The following is a 14,332-nucleotide window of genomic DNA, read 5'->3' on the forward strand; positions in this document are numbered from 1 at the left end:
GATGCCGCCCCTCGATATGGTGCCTCGCAGCTCGCCCTTACTGAAGCCTGGCATTCTCAAATTCGCCGAGTTCATCAAAATAGAGCCCGATGAATTTGGTAATTCCACCCAGTATTTCGACGGCCGCGAGCAGCTTGTCCGGACTGTCGATCAACACGGCCAGAACCTCCGTGACTGCCTCCGCATGGTTCAGATTTTCGTCGAGCGCCCGATGTGCCGAGGCCCCTCGAACGGCGTCGTCGCCGAACAGCGAGCGACCCCGGGCGATGATCGGGGCGGAACCTTCATCGGAGTTCTTCTCGGCCCAAAACGAATATACCACTACCGGCAGCGGACCGAACTCGCCAATGGCATGCCTGATGTAGGAGATCAGGGCTTCCGTGGCCTGGAATGGCTGCAGCTGCTCAACGTGCTCCCGCGCAATGCCCATCGCTTCGAGATCGCGCAGAAAATAGCGGTCATGAACGGCTTCCGAGCGGGCATAGCGCGACCAGGGCGTGGCAATTTCCGGGTGGTGTTGCTCGATCAGCTTTGTGGCGGCTGCATCCAGTTGGCGAAACCGCCGAATGCGCAGCACGTGTTCGGCGGCATGCCGAGCCAGAACGCTTCGCGAGAGGCGCCCCGGATCAACGGCAAATCCGATGGAGGTTTCGGATGCGTCCCTGATCCTGGAAACCTGCTCACCAAGATTCAGGCTGAGGAAATGGTCGATCTGCTCGGTGGACAACATCGAAACATCCTATTTTACGATATCGAAACCGAACGGCAGCGTGGCTATGATCTTCTTGCCGCCAACGGATTTGGAGGATTTCTCGATCAGACCCTTGAGCTTTATCGAATGATTGAGAATTTCCGCCAGCGTATCCTTGTCTTCGGCCGATAGTCCGCATGCTTTGACCCGCTTCAGGACAGCTTTCAGTTCGCTGCTGGTGATTGGTTCGTGTGCGACGGATTTCTGCGTTGCCATTTCAATCTCCTTCGGTTGGGTTCAGTCCAAAATATTACTTCAGCTTGTATTGCCCGACCTCATCTCGCGAGCCAGTGCAGGAGCCAGACCATCGCAAGCACGAGCGCGCCGGCGCGCGGCGCGAAGCGCCGCAAGCCACGTTCGTACAGGGAGACCGACATCATGGCGGCCATGAACAGCAGCGAGTGGTCTGCCACCGCCAGTGGCAGCATCAGATGGCCGCACCTGGCAACGCAACTTCGTCCGTGCGCGGCGCCATAGCTGAAGGTCGAGACCATCGCTGCTGGCCCGCGAGCGATAAAAGGGTGCGTACGGTGCGAGGCGCGGCGGCGCGGGATCGATGACGCTGCGGCCAGACTCTCCTGCTCCCCCTCTTGGCAGCAGATCGTCCATCGGCAATGTTCGTGGCACCGGTCCCACTTCCAGGGTTGTCGTGAAAGTGTCGGGACTGGCCGGGGGCTCTTCCGCGTTGACGATGAGGCCATGGGCCATCATCGCATCGAGCCCGGCCTCGTCGGCAACGCTGATGAGGTAGTCTCCACTATCTTCGGGAGCGGGTGCGGCGCGCAACAGCTTGAGCGCCGTATCGCGCTCGTCGGGGCTGACGTACAGAACCGAGACGCGTCGCATCATTGGGTATCCATTGCGCTAGCGATGCTCTCAATCGGCACGCTTGCGAAAAAGTGCCTGCTTTCCCAAATCCTGAACCGCGGACGTCGCCTTGGATGTGAAAATGGCCACCTCGTTCACGGATATTTTTGGCGATCACGCCCGCATCGTCATCGACAAAGCGCGTGTTCAAGTCGAACCGAAATCTGCGCTGCAATTTCGGGAGTTCCACGTGGTAATTTTCACATTGGTGAGGCAGTGCCGAATCTACTCTGGTTCCTCGCATTGCGGTGTTGGGCAGCCGCAAGAGGGGCAAGCAATCAATGATTCTGCGGCAGCTACGCATCCTCCCTCCCATAGTGATCGCCCGGTTCGGCTCATCGCCGACACCGATGGAGAACTATGAGTTGAAGCTGCCGCGCGACGCGGCGGGCGCTGAGACGTCCGATTATCGGGTCATTGCGCCCGCCGAGACGCTTTTGATCGACAACGCGACGGGTGCTGTCGTTGAGGCCTCAACTCCGGCCGACGTGCGGTTCCGGGATGCACAGGGTCGAATCAAGCCTGTCTCTCCTTTCCTCGAGGTGTGGGCGCAGTGCGACGGCAGCGACGAACTCGAACCGCTTACGCTGAACCATCTGGCCGAGCTGGGCGGATCCGTCGCTTCATTGTCGTGGCGGGTGCGGGCAGGCAACCTCAAGGTGTTCAGGCGCACTGGTGAGGAACGCGACAAGGTGGAAGCCGATACCGGGGCGTTCTCCGATCATGCGCCGCATGCTCTCGTCGGCCGGTCGCCAAATTTCAAACCGGGCAAAACCATCTCGTTCGGTGAGATACGCTTCCTGAAACCCACCGAGGCGTTCCCCGAGATCCGCCTTCGCTTCTTGCCCGGCAAGGGCCTCGTCTTCGGCCCACGCGCCGGCGATCCGCACGTCACCGACGACGTCTATTTCGGCGCAACCTCGGTGAAGCCGATGCCGCGGGCATCGGGGCGATGGGACCGCTACTACATCAGTGATCCCGGAACGCCGCCCTTCACGGCGCCGGCCGATATCTTTCAGGGCGAGAGCATCGGCGTGAACGGCAGTTCCAAGCTCAGCCACGGCTATCTCGACGATTCCTGCGATGGCATTGCCGAGGTGACGCTGGCGCTGGGCGGCCAGACCTTCAGCGCCTACGGGCGCTTCGCATCCGCAATACCGGACTTCGCACCCGACAGCCTACCGGTCCGCTCGATTGCCGACGATATCGAGCAGATGGCGCTCGGACCGGGCGTCACGATGCCGCCTGACGCGGACGGCCAGGCGGGGCTGCTCGCAGACGTGCGCGACATCCTGCGCCGCGGTCTCGACACGATGCGGCAGATCAATACAGCCGTCCACAACGGCGATGAGCCGGTCGCCGACGTTGCATCGTTCCGCAACAACATGCCGGGGCAGGAACAGGGTTCCTACAACAGAAGCTTCGAGCCGATTTTCAGTCCTGCGCAAATGGCGAGCTATCCGTTCGCGCTCAACGTCCACAAGGGTGTACTCGAAAGGGCCAACGCCAGCCCGGATTTCGCCAATGCCTTTGCCGGCGGCATGGCGCATGTGCGCCTTCCGGAAGATGTCGCCGACCTCACCACTCCAAAGCGCAGGCTCATGCCGGCCATGATGCGAGGTAACGAAGGCCTCGAACTGGCGCTCACCCGGCGGATGATCGCCAAGCTCGCGCTTGCCGATCCCACGGCTCCGCCCGGAGCTGTCGTTGCCGCGGCCGTACCCGCCGCGGACAATGCGGCGCAGACAGTCGACTATGCCAGCGCGACGCGGCCGATATTTGGCCGTGTGCGCGGCGGCGACGAATCGTGAAGTGGGACGGGGGATGGCGATGATCAAGGCCAAGAATGTAACCGCCGAACTGCAGTTTCGCGGCCGCGGCAATCCACCGGCTGCTCATCCGCAAGATGCCGTAGGCAATTTCTTTCCTGGGCTGGAGTTCAATTTCCAGAACGTCTGGAAACGGTTCTTCGTCGGGCTGGAAGTTCTTGAGCACGGCGCTCAGGTGACAGCGGTGAATGAAGATGAAGTCAGTGCGAGCGGTGGGGACATCGTCTCGCCCGGGCCTGATCCTGTCTCGTTGAGCACCGTTGTCGGCGCGGTCTTCATTCAGATCGACGGCAAGCAGACATGGCAGCAGATGGCGGGACCGCTCGACGATCCTTCGGCGGGGGCGCCTTTCATCCTGCTGGAGTGGAGCAACATGCTGGCCGAGGTCCATGCCGCCAAAGGTGGGACCGACCAAACCGTGGCCTGCTTCTTCCAGCGCCCCGAAGATCAGGCGCCGGTTGGCCCCTTCCGCCTCAAGGTCCGGCGGCTGCTGGAACCGGATTCCGCGCTGATCAAACGCGAAACGAGCCTTCCCGGTGAGATCACCGAGAGCCTGTGCTCGCCGTGGCAGACAGACTATATCGGCTGCGCCTGCTATTACTGGGCGTCCAACCGGCCGGACTACGTCAACATCACCGACCCTGAAACTCCTGACGTGACCGGCAACAACTGGCTCGATACCGCACGCCTGAAGAAGGCGGACGGCAAGCCGCTCTACACGCTGGTCGAAACGAATCTTCTGCAACATGAAGATGTGATGCAGGACTGGGAAAGCAAGTTCCAGTTTATCGTCAAGGGCAAGGACGCCCCTGACGGGTTGGGGTCCTGACATGGGCGGGGCGGCAGCGGCTGATCGTAGGGCATGGCGCGAAGCACACTGGTCGAAGGCCGGTCTTTCGTTCTATGTCGACGATCAGCCGCATCTGTTCCTCTCCAACGGTTCTCGGCTTTATGGTGTCGACGAACAGGTGCTGCGCTCGTTTCGTGCCCTGGCATCGGACGACGAGACCACCGTTTCCAGATGGCTGGAAGCGAGCGGGCTTGATGCGGATCGCTATATAGACGACACGCCGATCGAGCCGTTTCCGGTCCATGCAATCTCTCTGGCGGTCGCCCAGAAATGCAATCTCGGCTGTACCTACTGCTACGCGCAGGAGGGTGATTTCGGCGGCCGCCCGAAAAACATGCCCCTTGACGTGGCAAAGCGCTCGATCGAAGCCCTGATCGATGGTGTCGAACCGGGCGAGCGTGTCAACATCGCCTTTCTCGGCGGCGAACCGCTCGTGAATCGTGACGTCCTGCGCGCGGCGACCGAACATGCCGGAGCGATCGGCGCCTCCAAGGGCGTCAAAGTCAATTTCTCGGTTACCACCAACGGCACGCTGATCCGGCCCGACGACGCCGATTTCTTCGAACGTCACGGCTTTGCGGTAACGATCAGTCTTGACGGCGCCGGTGCGACGCACGACGCGTTGCGCTCATACAAAAGCGGCCGGGGCAGCTTCGATGAAATCATCCGACGCGTGACCCCCTTACTCGAAAAACAGCATCGCATGCAGGTGTCCGCCAGGGTCACGGTCACGCCCCGCAACCTCGATCTGCCGCGCACGCTGGAAGATTTCATCGCGAGGGGCTTTTTCAGCGTCGGCTTCTCGCCGATACTGAGCTCCCCGACCGGTCGCGACGAGATGACGGCCGATGCCCTGCAGACCATGCTCGATCAGATGGTCGTCTGCGGCGGTGCCTTCGAAAACGCCTTGATCGAAGGCCGGCGATACCCGTTTCTCAATATGGTCAACGCAATGCGCGAGATCCATCGCGGCACGCACCGGCCATACGGCTGCGGTGCCGGCGGCGGATATCTCGGCGTGTCGGCCGAGGGTGCCTATTTCGCCTGCCATCGGTTTGTCGACGACGAGATTGGCGCGATGGGAACGATCGCCGCTGGATTGGATGACGACCGTCGGCGTGGTTGGCTCGCCGAGCGGCATGTCCATCGCCAGAAGCCTTGCTCGGATTGCGGCGCACGCTACCTCTGCGGCGGCGGCTGCCACCACGAAGTGATCCATCGGGGGCGCCCGGCCTGTGATTTCATTCGCGGTTGGCTCGCCTACTGCCTCGCAGCCTATGTACGGCTCGTCGAGCGCCGGCCTGACTTCTTCGGTGCCGCGGAGGCGACGAAGCCGCAGTAGGTCATCAATGGAAAAAGAAGAGCGGCGCTTTGACTGCGTCATCCTGGGTGGCGGCTTGAGCGGATCTGTGGCCGCCGTCCGTTTGTCTGCACTCGGCCTGACGGTTTGCCTTTTGCAGGATGGGCGGGCGACTGTCGTCGGCACAGTCGAATCGATCTCGCACGGCGCGATTGCCGTACTCGAACGAATGGGCTTGGCGCGCGCGCTGCGGCGAGCGGAGATGATCAGATCGATCGGATCGCGAGTGCATTGGGGCGGCGAGACGATCGAGGTCGACGCCGCTGCGGGATCCAACCTGATTGTCTGTCACTCTGCCTTCCGCGCCGCGTTGCTGGACGACGCCGAATGTCGAGGCGTGGAAGTTCATCGTGGCACCAGCATAAGCAGCGTCGATCGCGGCGGTCACGGCTGGCGGGTCGAAGCCGAAACGCCGGACGGCTTGCTGCGCGTTGGCGGACGTTTCATGGTTTTCGCCGGCGGACGCCACGGCCATCGGTGCGGCAGGCGGCGCCGCATGTCTCCGGCGACCCTGGCACTGACGGGCCGATTTCGCGCACCGGCGGCAATGCCGGCGAGGAGCTATGTCGAGGCGGGCGCTGAATGGTGGTGCTGGGCTGCCCCGCTGCCTGCCGATCTTGCCCAGATCACAGTTTTCACCGCGCCGGATCATCCGGCATTGAAGGCCGGATCGAATCTGGAATCTGGCCTGCGGCGGTTGCTCGCCCGATCCGGATCGTTGGCCGCGTTCGCGGATGCTGATCTGGATGGCCCGTTGCAGGCGTGCGATGCCTCGCGCACGATGGTCTTTCCTGCCATAGGAGACGACTTCGTCGCTGTCGGCGATGCCGCCTTCACCATCGATCCGCTGTCCTCGCAAGGCGTTGTGAAAGCGGTCGTATCGGCGCAGCAGGCCGCGGTTGCGGTGAACACACTGCTGCGACGCCCCGATCTGGCGAGCTCTGCCCGGGATTTCTACCTTGCGCGCGTTCGCGAGGCGGTCGACTGGGATCGTCGGACGTCCGGTCTCTACTATGCGCGCCAGGCGGCCTGCATGCCGACGCCATTTTGGGTTTTGCGATCGGGCACGCCGGAACCGCAGGCGCGGTGCGCCCTGGAACCGCACCTTGCGCTGCACTTCGACGACGCCACGGCCATGGTCGACACACCGGTGCTCTGCGACGAACTCATCGAAAGGCATCCGGCCCTGACCCATCCCGGCCTGCAAAGGCCCATCGCCTTTGTCGGAAATACACCGGTCGGCGCATTGCTGCGCGGGCTGCCGCGCACGGCAACCGCAAGCCAGCTCGCCGAGCGCTGGTCGGCGGCTCTGGGACGCCACGCCGCAGCTCGGTTCGTCAACCTGCTCTGGGATAGGGCCGTGCTCGTCACCGCTGGTCGCTAAGGCGAGATCCGCGTCTGAACGGCTGTTTGCAGCCGTGTCCCGCCGACGCCGGCGGTCCCGTCGGCCACCCCTTTCCCGTTATCGAGGAAATCGCGCTCGACGGTGGCAAATCCCACAGTCAGGAGCCACGGATCGGCAAAGGATCGATGACGGAGAGATACGGATTTCGTGGCAACCGTCAGACCGGTGGGAGGATGACCGAGGTGCGCAAAGTTCCCGAAACAGAACCCGTTGGTCGAGCGGGTCGCAAAAATCGGTCCTGCGTCTTCGCCGCGGCAGCTATCTGCGTCGGGTTGCCTTCCGCGGCATGGACTGCCGGGCAGATCGCGCAGAACCCACCCAGCGCAGTCATCGAGCGCGCTGGAAGCGGCGCCGGGCCGATCACGATCCTGTCGGAAGCGCCGACGGTACCGACCGTCGGCGGAGAGGCGTTCTGGTCGGCCACCATACAGTACGTGAACGGCAAGATCTTCAACCCGCGGACCGGCATGTATGACAAGGTGCGGCTGCGCAGCTATCAAGGGGAGGGGGTCGACCCGGACTATCCGTTTGTCGCTCCAACGATTTCGCTCTTCCCCGGCGAAACGTTCCGGATCACCCTTGATAACAAGCTACCCGCAGACGATCCGTCCTGCACTGCGGAGCATGAAAATCCCAACATTCCGCACTGCTTCAACTCGACCAACCTGCACGCGCATGGACTTTGGGTCAGCCCGGCCGGCAATTCCGACAACGTGCTGCTGCGCATCAACCCGGACGTTCAGTTTCAGTACGAATACAACATCCCCGCCGATCATCCGGCCGGAACCTACTGGTATCATCCGCATCTTCACGGCTCGACCGCGCTGCAGGTTTCGAGCGGCATGGCGGGGGCGCTCATCATAAAGGGAACCCGACTGCCGACCGCGGATCAACCGGGCGACGTCGACACGCTGTTGCGGCGCGACGACGGCACCCCGTTCCCGGAACGGATCGTCCTTTTGCAGCAGATTCCGTACGCTTGCCGCGACGCGGCGGGGCGCATCAAGACCGATCCGCCGTCAGCTGCAAACGGCGTTTGGGTATGCGATGAAGGCGATGTCGGGGAGATCGAGAGATATGTAGGACCTGTGAAGCCGGATCAGTTTGGACCGCCTGCGTGGCACGATTCTGGACGCTACACCACCATCAACGGGCGAACGATTCCGACCTTTACGGGCGCCTCGGCCGGCGGCATCGAGCGCTGGCGGCTGATCCACGCCGGCGTGCGGGCCTCGATCTCGCTCGGCTTCCAGAAGACTCGGCCGACCCAGGTCGCCATGGCAGAGGCGGCCGCCTACACGGCAGCGACGCCGCAGGCGCGGGCGGCCTTCGTCGATCAGGTTTGCGATGGCACCAACATCGTCCAGCATGCGCTCGCCGAAGACGGGCATACGCGCGACCGGCTTGTCGGGCAGCAGACGGCCACGCTACACCCCGGATACCGCGAGGATCTGCTGGTCGTTTTCCCGACGCCTGGCATCTACTGCATCGTCGACGGCGACCTCCCCGGCGACGGCACGGCGAGCCAGCAGGCAAAGTCGCGTCAACTGCTCGGCTTCGTCGAAGTCGGGGAAGGCTCCGGCACCGGCGGGGTCGATACGGAAGCCTATCTCAAGCAGGAGCTGAAAGCCGCCGCGGCGCGCTTCATGCCGGGCGACGTCAGCCAGAAGGTCATCGACGATCTCGAGCAGGGGCTGCTGCTTTCGGCCTTTGAGCCACACAAAACAATCGCGCCAGAAGAACTCACGGGCAAGCAGAGTGTTGCGTTCAAGATAGATACGTCCGTCGCGCCACCCATCTTCGAGATCGGCTCCCTGGACGGAAGCGGGGGTGGGGTCGACCTTCGGCCATATGACCCAATGCGCGTCGATCGACTGCTGCCGCTGGGTGGAGTCGAGGAATGGCGGGTGAAGTCCCTGTTCGCCGGGCATCCATTTCACATACATGTGAATCCGTTCCAGATTGTCGAGATCCTTGACGGAGACAAGGACGTCAGCGGTTTCGAGCCTGGCAACTCGTCGCCCTATGCGCGGCTGAAGGGTGTGTGGAAAGACACGCTCTATATTTCAGGCGCGGACCTGACATTCGTGCTTCGAACCCGCTACCAGCGCTATATCGGCGACTTCGTCCTCCACTGCCACATCCTCGACCATGAGGACCAAGGCATGATGCAGAACGTGCGCATCGCGCTGCCCGACGGGCACGGCGGAATCGCCGCCAGCCACCACTAGCGACGCGCTTTGGCATCGTCTCTGAAGGCCTCGCGCAACCGAGAGGAAATACGATGAGCAGCTCCTTTGTTGGAACCTGGACCTATCGCAGCTTCGTCAGTGATCCCGACTTGAATACGCCGTTCCAGAGCCTGGAGTTCGGGCGCGCCAAGTTGGCGATCGAGGAGCCCAAGCCAGGCACTGTCGGCGGCACGATCGGCGGAACGGGCTGGTCGCTCAACCTCGACGGCACGATCACAGCCGGCAACCCCGAAACGATCCGCTTCACAGGCTCCGGTCCGATCGGCGGTGAAAACTGGGTCTACGATTATCGCGGATTTCTCGTCCCGCAATGGCCGAACGGCGTCAATCAGCGCGCCGCTATTGTCGGAACCATCGTGCGCACCGTGGCGCATTCGAATGGCACGGCTCCGGCAGGGGTCGTCGCCCAGTGGATCGCGGTGCGGCAGGACTGACCGCAATTGGAGGATGTAGAGATGCGAAAGAAATTAGCCGCCTTGGTCATCTTTTCCATTCTTGCCGCGATCATGAGCGTTGGCGGGGCGCTTGCCGACAATCCCGAATTGCGCATCCGCAAGAACATAGATGCGCTGAAGCCGGAGGAGTTGTCCAACTACCTGCACGCGCTGGACATCGTCATGCGGCGTGACCCTTCGACGGTCGGGAGCTATGCCTACTACGCGGCACTTCACAACGACCTCGACGTTGGTCCCTGCGAGCATGCCACAGACACCTTCCTGCCCTGGCACCGCGCGCACCTGTATGATTTCGAAAACGAGCTCAGGGCATCGGATCCGCCGCGCACGTCCGAGGTTACGATCCCCTACTGGAACTGGTCGGAGCTTCCGAGCGGAACGCGCTTTCCCAAGGCGTTCGAAACTGAGGCGCTTCTGACGCGCAAGGATCGTTGGAACAGACCGATCTGCAAGGGCGCTCCGGACCCAAGCTGTGATCGTCTCTCCTTTCCATGGCCTGAACTCGACGCGGACGTTCTCTCGGTGAAATCCTGGTCTTCGCCAACGGAGGACAATTTCGGCAGCTTCAGCCTGAACCAGGCGGTGGAGTGCAAAGACCGCGCAGACGGCGGCTACGGAGCACTCGAGAATCCGCCGCACAACACCATGCATGGCAGCTACATCGGCGGCCTGATGGGCAATCCAAGGACAGCTGCGGAAGACCCGATCTACTGGTCCTATCACGCTTTTATCGACCTGCTCTGGTGGAATTGGCAGCAGCGCGCCAACCACGTGGTCGACACCTGTCCGACCTGCAAACTCTGCGGGCTGAACTGGACCGTCGACAAGCTCGTCGATTCCGAAGCGCAGTTGAAAGTTTCCTACGAATTCAGCCCGCCGCCGCCTGTGACGACGATCGCATCACCGGGGGGCATGCCCGAGCCGCTTGCGAGCGTTGATATGGCGCTGAGTGCGACCGAGGATCCTGTCGGACGCCACACGAGCCTTGTCACAATCCCATCCAAGAAGGTGGAAGCAGCGAGAGTGACGGTCCAGAACGTCCGCATCGTTTCTCCCGTCACGTTTCAGGTCAACGCATTCTTCTACCCGCAAAGCGAGGCAGCTTCCTTCGATCCCAAGGACCGCGCATCCCGCGAACGCCGCATCGTCTATGTCGGAACGATCTGGCAGAGGCACCACGGCCACGACACCACAAGCAGTGGATTGACCCAGACCTTCCGCGTCAATCTTGCGCCCTACCTCAACGCACTGGTTGCCGAACATGGCGGCGAGACCTGGGTGCTGGATGTCCGGACCTACGTCGATCCGAACAGTGATTCCGGAATGCACGGCCTGACTACGGATTCGGAGGCGATACGCGGCATCCTCGAATTCGGCGGTGTGGGCCTGTCGATCGAATAGGGGAGGTGAGATGTCGACGCCACGCTGGGAACTGCACATTCGTCCCATGTTCAACCTTCAGGACTGGGATCATATGCGATCTCGATTTGACTTTTCGGACGTGAATGCCGTCTGGGCCTCTCGGCATGCCATTCTCGATCGGCTGCGGTCCGACGACCCGATGCCACCCAGGCCCGAGGGCGGTCCTTGGCCGCGGGAGTGGGTTGATCTCTTCGACCGTTGGATCGTGGCCGGAGAGACCGAGTTCGGCGGACAGCCGCCGCGTCTGACTATCGGGCAAGGAACCGGTTACAATCTAGCGGCCGGCTTCGGAAAATGGCGCCTCACCGCAACAGTCTCCGTGCCTTCCCCGGATTCGAAAGCATGGCTGCATCTCGTTGCATTTTCGCCAGCGGTGCAGACCCTGACGATGTTCATCGAGGCGCCAGCCAATCCAGCGGGACCCGCGTCCGACCGCCCGCTGCTTGCCATGATCAATGCCTCACCCGCGCTGCAGGAGGTTGTCGTCATCAACGCGAACGGCGAGACGCGGCTGCCCCGTCCCGGCGCGGGCACATGAAGGAGATGGACATGGTCGCGCGCGCTCTCGCAATCCAGATTGGCATCGCCTCGCTGCTGATCGGCATGGCCGGATCGGCCACTGCCCAGACCGCCCCAACCTACGACGCCAGCGGCAACCTCGTTCTGCCGCCGAGCTATGAGAACTGGGTCTTCGTCGGCTCGAATCTGGGCCTCGCGTATAAGAGCGGCGCCGCGGCCATGACAGCGCTCGAAGCCACACGTGCCGACAGCCAGGTCTTTCACAATATCTATATCGACCCGACGGCCTATGCGGCATTCGTCAAGACCGGCGTGTTTCCCGATCCGACGATCCTGATCATGGAAAACTACGCCGCCGAGGACAAGGACAGCGGCGGCGTGCTCAACGGCGGCACCTACAATGGCAACCGGGTGAGGGTGGAGGCGGCTGTCAAGGATTCGCACCGCCCGACCCGCCCCGATTCGAAAGAGGTGTGGGCGTATTACTCCTTCTCAGTCAATGCCGCCGGCCAGCCTGCGCCGGCGACCTCGGCATTTCCGGACGCCGCTTGCTACTCCTGCCACAAGCTGCATGCCGGCCACGACAATGTGTGGGTGCAGTTCTATCCCCAGCTAAGACGCTGGATCCAGCCATGACCGCCATGAAAACATGGAGGCCGACCAGCCTTCCGGTTGCTCGCCGCACCGACGACATCTGGTTCGTCGATGCGGCCGTCGGATGGGCGGTCAATGCCGACGGCTACATCATGAAGACGAGTGATGGCGGCGCCAGCTGGATCCGCCAGGCGCATCTGGCAGGCAGTTATCTGCGTTGCATTGCGTTCGCCGACGCCGACACCGGATGGGTCGGGACCCTGCACGGCCCCCACCGCCTCTATGTCACCCGCAACGGCGGTGCCGACTGGGTGCATGTGGAAAATCTTCCCGCGGGCGCGCCCGGACGCATTTGCGGCCTCTCAGCGCCCGGTCCGACGACGCTCTATGCTTCGGGCACCAACTACCCCAACGAGCAGGCCGGGATCCTGCGCACCCGTGACGGAGGTGCAACGTGGGACACCATGCAAGTTCCGGATGCGGCGCTTCTGGTCGACATCTGTTTCGATTCACCCGACACAGGGTGGGTGGTGGGTGGGGTCAATGACGTCGGCCACCCCGCACGCCCGACGCAGAGGGCCGACGTGGTGCCCGGGATATTCTTCACCAGGGACGGTGGTGAGACCTGGGTCAACCAGGTACGCGGCAACGCCGCATCCGGGGAGTTCCCGCGCGGCGAATGGGGCTGGAAATTCCAGAAACTCAACGAGCGCGTGCTTTTCGTATCCTGCGAGAACTTCCATGACGGAGCAATTCTACGCAGCGACGACAGCGGGCAATCCTGGCGGAGGCTGCGACTGAACGACCGCCAAAGGAACTCCAACCTTGAAGGAATAGGCTTTCTCGACGAACGGCAAGGCTGGGTCGGGGGCTGGGGCGACGCCGACTTCACCGGCGGCTTCTCCAGCGCAACCGTTGACGGCGGCGCCAACTGGAGCGAAGCCAACGAAATCGGCTTCCGGCTCAATCGTTTTCGCTTCATCGGCAATCCACCGACGGTCGCCTATGCCTCCGGTGATACGGTCTACAAGCTCACGGACGAGCCGGTCGCGGTCGCCGCCCTTGCGGCGTACGCGCGCAGTCCTGAAGCGGTGGGCGAAGAGAGCGTCGCGTTGCCCGCCGAAATCCCTGCCGGAGCGCGGCTCCTTCAGGTCCGGATATGGGAACGGTTCGGACGCCAGGTGCGGCGCTTTGCCGACGAGGTCGATCCGGCTCCAGGACAGCGTTCGATCGTGTGGGATTTCACCGACGACAGCGGCCGAAAACTGGTTCCGGGGCCATTCATCGTACGCATCACGATCAACGACGATTCATCCAGCATGATCGTCCACAAGAAGACTTCGTCCACAAACTGAAAGGGCATTTTATGAGCGCAGGCAAAATCTATTCGGTCGATGACGTCGCCACGACGCTGCTCAAGGGCAAGCCGCCGTCGCTGCTCGTCACCAGCAGCGGGCGCGTCGTCAGCAGTGGCTGGAGCAATCCGGAACTGGCGCAGTACGTCCATATCGTACCACCTGCGGACGGCATTCTGGATTTCGATTTCATCGCACGCAGGCCGCCCGCCGGCAGCGTGGTCCTGCCCGTGCTCACTCCCATTCGCGCCGAGATCCTGCTTCAGGATACCGACCTGGCGAACTACTGGGGGCCTGGATTGCCGCTGCGCGGCGTCCGCGTGCATGCCGTCTCGAACGTCAAGACCGCACTGTTCGACAAGGCATCGAAGATGCACAGCCTGGCGAGCGGATCGGCCGCGCTGGCGGCGCCGAGCCAGCCCGTCGAGGCGGCCGGCGCCCCCAGCTTCGCGGCGGATATCAAGCCGCTGTTCCGTCCGAAGGATATCAACGTGATGGCCGCGGTAACCGGCTGGCGCTTGGACGTCTACGAGGACGTCAAGGCGAACGCTCCCGGAATTCTGCAGCATTTGCGGGATGGAGACATGCCGTGTGACGGCAAATGGCCCATAGCCGATGTCGACTTGTTCGACAATTGGACGACCACAGGAATGAATGCATAGCAAATCTTACT

At 62.5% G+C, this 14,332-nt stretch carries 15 protein-coding genes; 12 read left to right on the plus strand and 3 right to left on the minus strand.

Annotation, left to right across the window (positions count from 1 at the left end):
* Nucleotides 1-37 precede the first annotated feature (37 nt).
* From LHFGNBLO_RS03325 to LHFGNBLO_RS03335, 3 genes are read right to left on the minus strand one after another with little or no spacing between them, the layout of a single operon-like run.
* Nucleotides 38-730: a hypothetical protein gene (locus tag LHFGNBLO_RS03325; protein WP_258600100.1), complete on the minus strand. Its 693-nt coding sequence runs from the start codon at nt 728-730 to the stop codon at nt 38-40.
* Between the two features lie 9 nt (nt 731-739).
* Entirely contained in the window at nt 740-967 is a 228-nt protein-coding gene (locus LHFGNBLO_RS03330) for a hypothetical protein (protein WP_258600101.1), read from the minus strand.
* A gap of 59 nt (nt 968-1,026) precedes the next feature.
* The gene (locus LHFGNBLO_RS03335; protein ID WP_258600103.1) at nt 1,027-1,245 is read right to left on the minus strand and encodes a hypothetical protein; all 219 of its coding nucleotides are present in this window, start codon (nt 1,243-1,245) and stop codon (nt 1,027-1,029) included.
* 455 nt (nt 1,246-1,700) lie between these two features.
* On the opposite strand from LHFGNBLO_RS03335, the gene LHFGNBLO_RS03340 reads away from it, so the two are divergent.
* From LHFGNBLO_RS03340 to LHFGNBLO_RS03400, 12 genes are all read left to right on the plus strand, one after another.
* On the plus strand, nt 1,701-1,982 hold the full coding sequence (locus LHFGNBLO_RS03340) for a hypothetical protein (protein ID WP_258600105.1): 282 nt from the start codon (nt 1,701-1,703) through the stop codon (nt 1,980-1,982).
* A gap of 1 nt (nt 1,983) precedes the next feature.
* The gene (locus LHFGNBLO_RS03345; protein ID WP_258600106.1) at nt 1,984-3,429 is read left to right on the plus strand and encodes a hypothetical protein; all 1,446 of its coding nucleotides are present in this window, start codon (nt 1,984-1,986) and stop codon (nt 3,427-3,429) included.
* Complete coding sequence (locus LHFGNBLO_RS03350) at nt 3,404-4,276, plus strand: hypothetical protein (protein ID WP_258600108.1); 873 nt, start codon at nt 3,404-3,406, stop codon at nt 4,274-4,276. Before LHFGNBLO_RS03345 ends, LHFGNBLO_RS03350 begins: the two co-directional genes overlap by 26 nt.
* Before the next feature lies 1 nt (nt 4,277).
* A complete protein-coding gene (locus LHFGNBLO_RS03355) occupies nt 4,278-5,639 on the plus strand; it encodes a radical SAM/SPASM domain-containing protein (RefSeq protein WP_258600110.1) in 1,362 nt (453 codons plus the stop codon).
* Nucleotides 5,575-7,041: an NAD(P)/FAD-dependent oxidoreductase gene (locus tag LHFGNBLO_RS03360; RefSeq protein ID WP_258600112.1), complete on the plus strand. Its 1,467-nt coding sequence runs from the start codon at nt 5,575-5,577 to the stop codon at nt 7,039-7,041. The genes LHFGNBLO_RS03355 and LHFGNBLO_RS03360 overlap by 65 nt, the downstream gene beginning before the upstream one ends.
* A gap of 203 nt (nt 7,042-7,244) precedes the next feature.
* On the plus strand, nt 7,245-9,293 hold the full coding sequence (locus tag LHFGNBLO_RS33395; protein ID WP_319944158.1) for a multicopper oxidase family protein: 2,049 nt from the start codon (nt 7,245-7,247) through the stop codon (nt 9,291-9,293).
* A gap of 53 nt (nt 9,294-9,346) precedes the next feature.
* The gene (locus LHFGNBLO_RS03375) at nt 9,347-9,748 is read left to right on the plus strand and encodes a hypothetical protein (RefSeq protein WP_258600114.1); all 402 of its coding nucleotides are present in this window, start codon (nt 9,347-9,349) and stop codon (nt 9,746-9,748) included.
* Between the two features lie 21 nt (nt 9,749-9,769).
* Nucleotides 9,770-11,170 (plus strand): tyrosinase family protein, encoded by a 1,401-nt coding sequence (locus LHFGNBLO_RS03380; protein ID WP_258600115.1) that lies wholly within the window; start codon nt 9,770-9,772, stop codon nt 11,168-11,170.
* Nucleotides 11,171-11,180: 10 nt separating this feature from the next.
* A complete protein-coding gene (locus tag LHFGNBLO_RS03385; RefSeq protein ID WP_258600116.1) occupies nt 11,181-11,729 on the plus strand; it encodes a hypothetical protein in 549 nt (182 codons plus the stop codon).
* A gap of 11 nt (nt 11,730-11,740) precedes the next feature.
* A complete protein-coding gene (locus LHFGNBLO_RS03390) occupies nt 11,741-12,346 on the plus strand; it encodes a cytochrome P460 family protein (RefSeq protein WP_258600118.1) in 606 nt (201 codons plus the stop codon).
* On the plus strand, nt 12,343-13,659 hold the full coding sequence (locus LHFGNBLO_RS03395; RefSeq protein ID WP_258600119.1) for a YCF48-related protein: 1,317 nt from the start codon (nt 12,343-12,345) through the stop codon (nt 13,657-13,659). The genes LHFGNBLO_RS03390 and LHFGNBLO_RS03395 overlap by 4 nt, the downstream gene beginning before the upstream one ends.
* 11 nt (nt 13,660-13,670) lie before the next feature.
* Nucleotides 13,671-14,321, plus strand: coding sequence for a hypothetical protein (locus LHFGNBLO_RS03400; protein WP_258600121.1), 651 nt, complete (start codon nt 13,671-13,673; stop codon nt 14,319-14,321).
* Nucleotides 14,322-14,332 lie beyond the last annotated feature (11 nt).

This window comes from Mesorhizobium sp. AR10 (assembly GCF_024746795.1).
GTDB lineage: Bacteria > Pseudomonadota > Alphaproteobacteria > Rhizobiales > Rhizobiaceae > Mesorhizobium.

What these genes read in the sequence shown, in the direction of transcription:
- LHFGNBLO_RS03385 (WP_258600116.1), top strand. Translation starts at nt 11,181, where the DNA reads ATGTCGACGCCACGCTGGGAACTGCACATTCGTCCCATGTTCAACCTT.
- LHFGNBLO_RS03335 (WP_258600103.1), bottom strand. Translation starts at nt 1,245, where the DNA reads ATGGTCTCGACCTTCAGCTATGGCGCCGCGCACGGACGAAGTTGCGTT.
- LHFGNBLO_RS03390 (WP_258600118.1), top strand. Translation starts at nt 11,741, where the DNA reads ATGGTCGCGCGCGCTCTCGCAATCCAGATTGGCATCGCCTCGCTGCTG.
- LHFGNBLO_RS03395 (WP_258600119.1), top strand. Translation starts at nt 12,343, where the DNA reads ATGACCGCCATGAAAACATGGAGGCCGACCAGCCTTCCGGTTGCTCGC.
- LHFGNBLO_RS03330 (WP_258600101.1), bottom strand. Translation starts at nt 967, where the DNA reads ATGGCAACGCAGAAATCCGTCGCACACGAACCAATCACCAGCAGCGAA.
- LHFGNBLO_RS03380 (WP_258600115.1), top strand. Translation starts at nt 9,770, where the DNA reads ATGCGAAAGAAATTAGCCGCCTTGGTCATCTTTTCCATTCTTGCCGCG.
- LHFGNBLO_RS03325 (WP_258600100.1), bottom strand. Translation starts at nt 730, where the DNA reads ATGTTGTCCACCGAGCAGATCGACCATTTCCTCAGCCTGAATCTTGGT.
- LHFGNBLO_RS03355 (WP_258600110.1), top strand. Translation starts at nt 4,278, where the DNA reads ATGGGCGGGGCGGCAGCGGCTGATCGTAGGGCATGGCGCGAAGCACAC.
- LHFGNBLO_RS03340 (WP_258600105.1), top strand. Translation starts at nt 1,701, where the DNA reads ATGGCCACCTCGTTCACGGATATTTTTGGCGATCACGCCCGCATCGTC.
- LHFGNBLO_RS03400 (WP_258600121.1), top strand. Translation starts at nt 13,671, where the DNA reads ATGAGCGCAGGCAAAATCTATTCGGTCGATGACGTCGCCACGACGCTG.
- LHFGNBLO_RS03375 (WP_258600114.1), top strand. Translation starts at nt 9,347, where the DNA reads ATGAGCAGCTCCTTTGTTGGAACCTGGACCTATCGCAGCTTCGTCAGT.
- LHFGNBLO_RS03360 (WP_258600112.1), top strand. Translation starts at nt 5,575, where the DNA reads ATGTACGGCTCGTCGAGCGCCGGCCTGACTTCTTCGGTGCCGCGGAGG.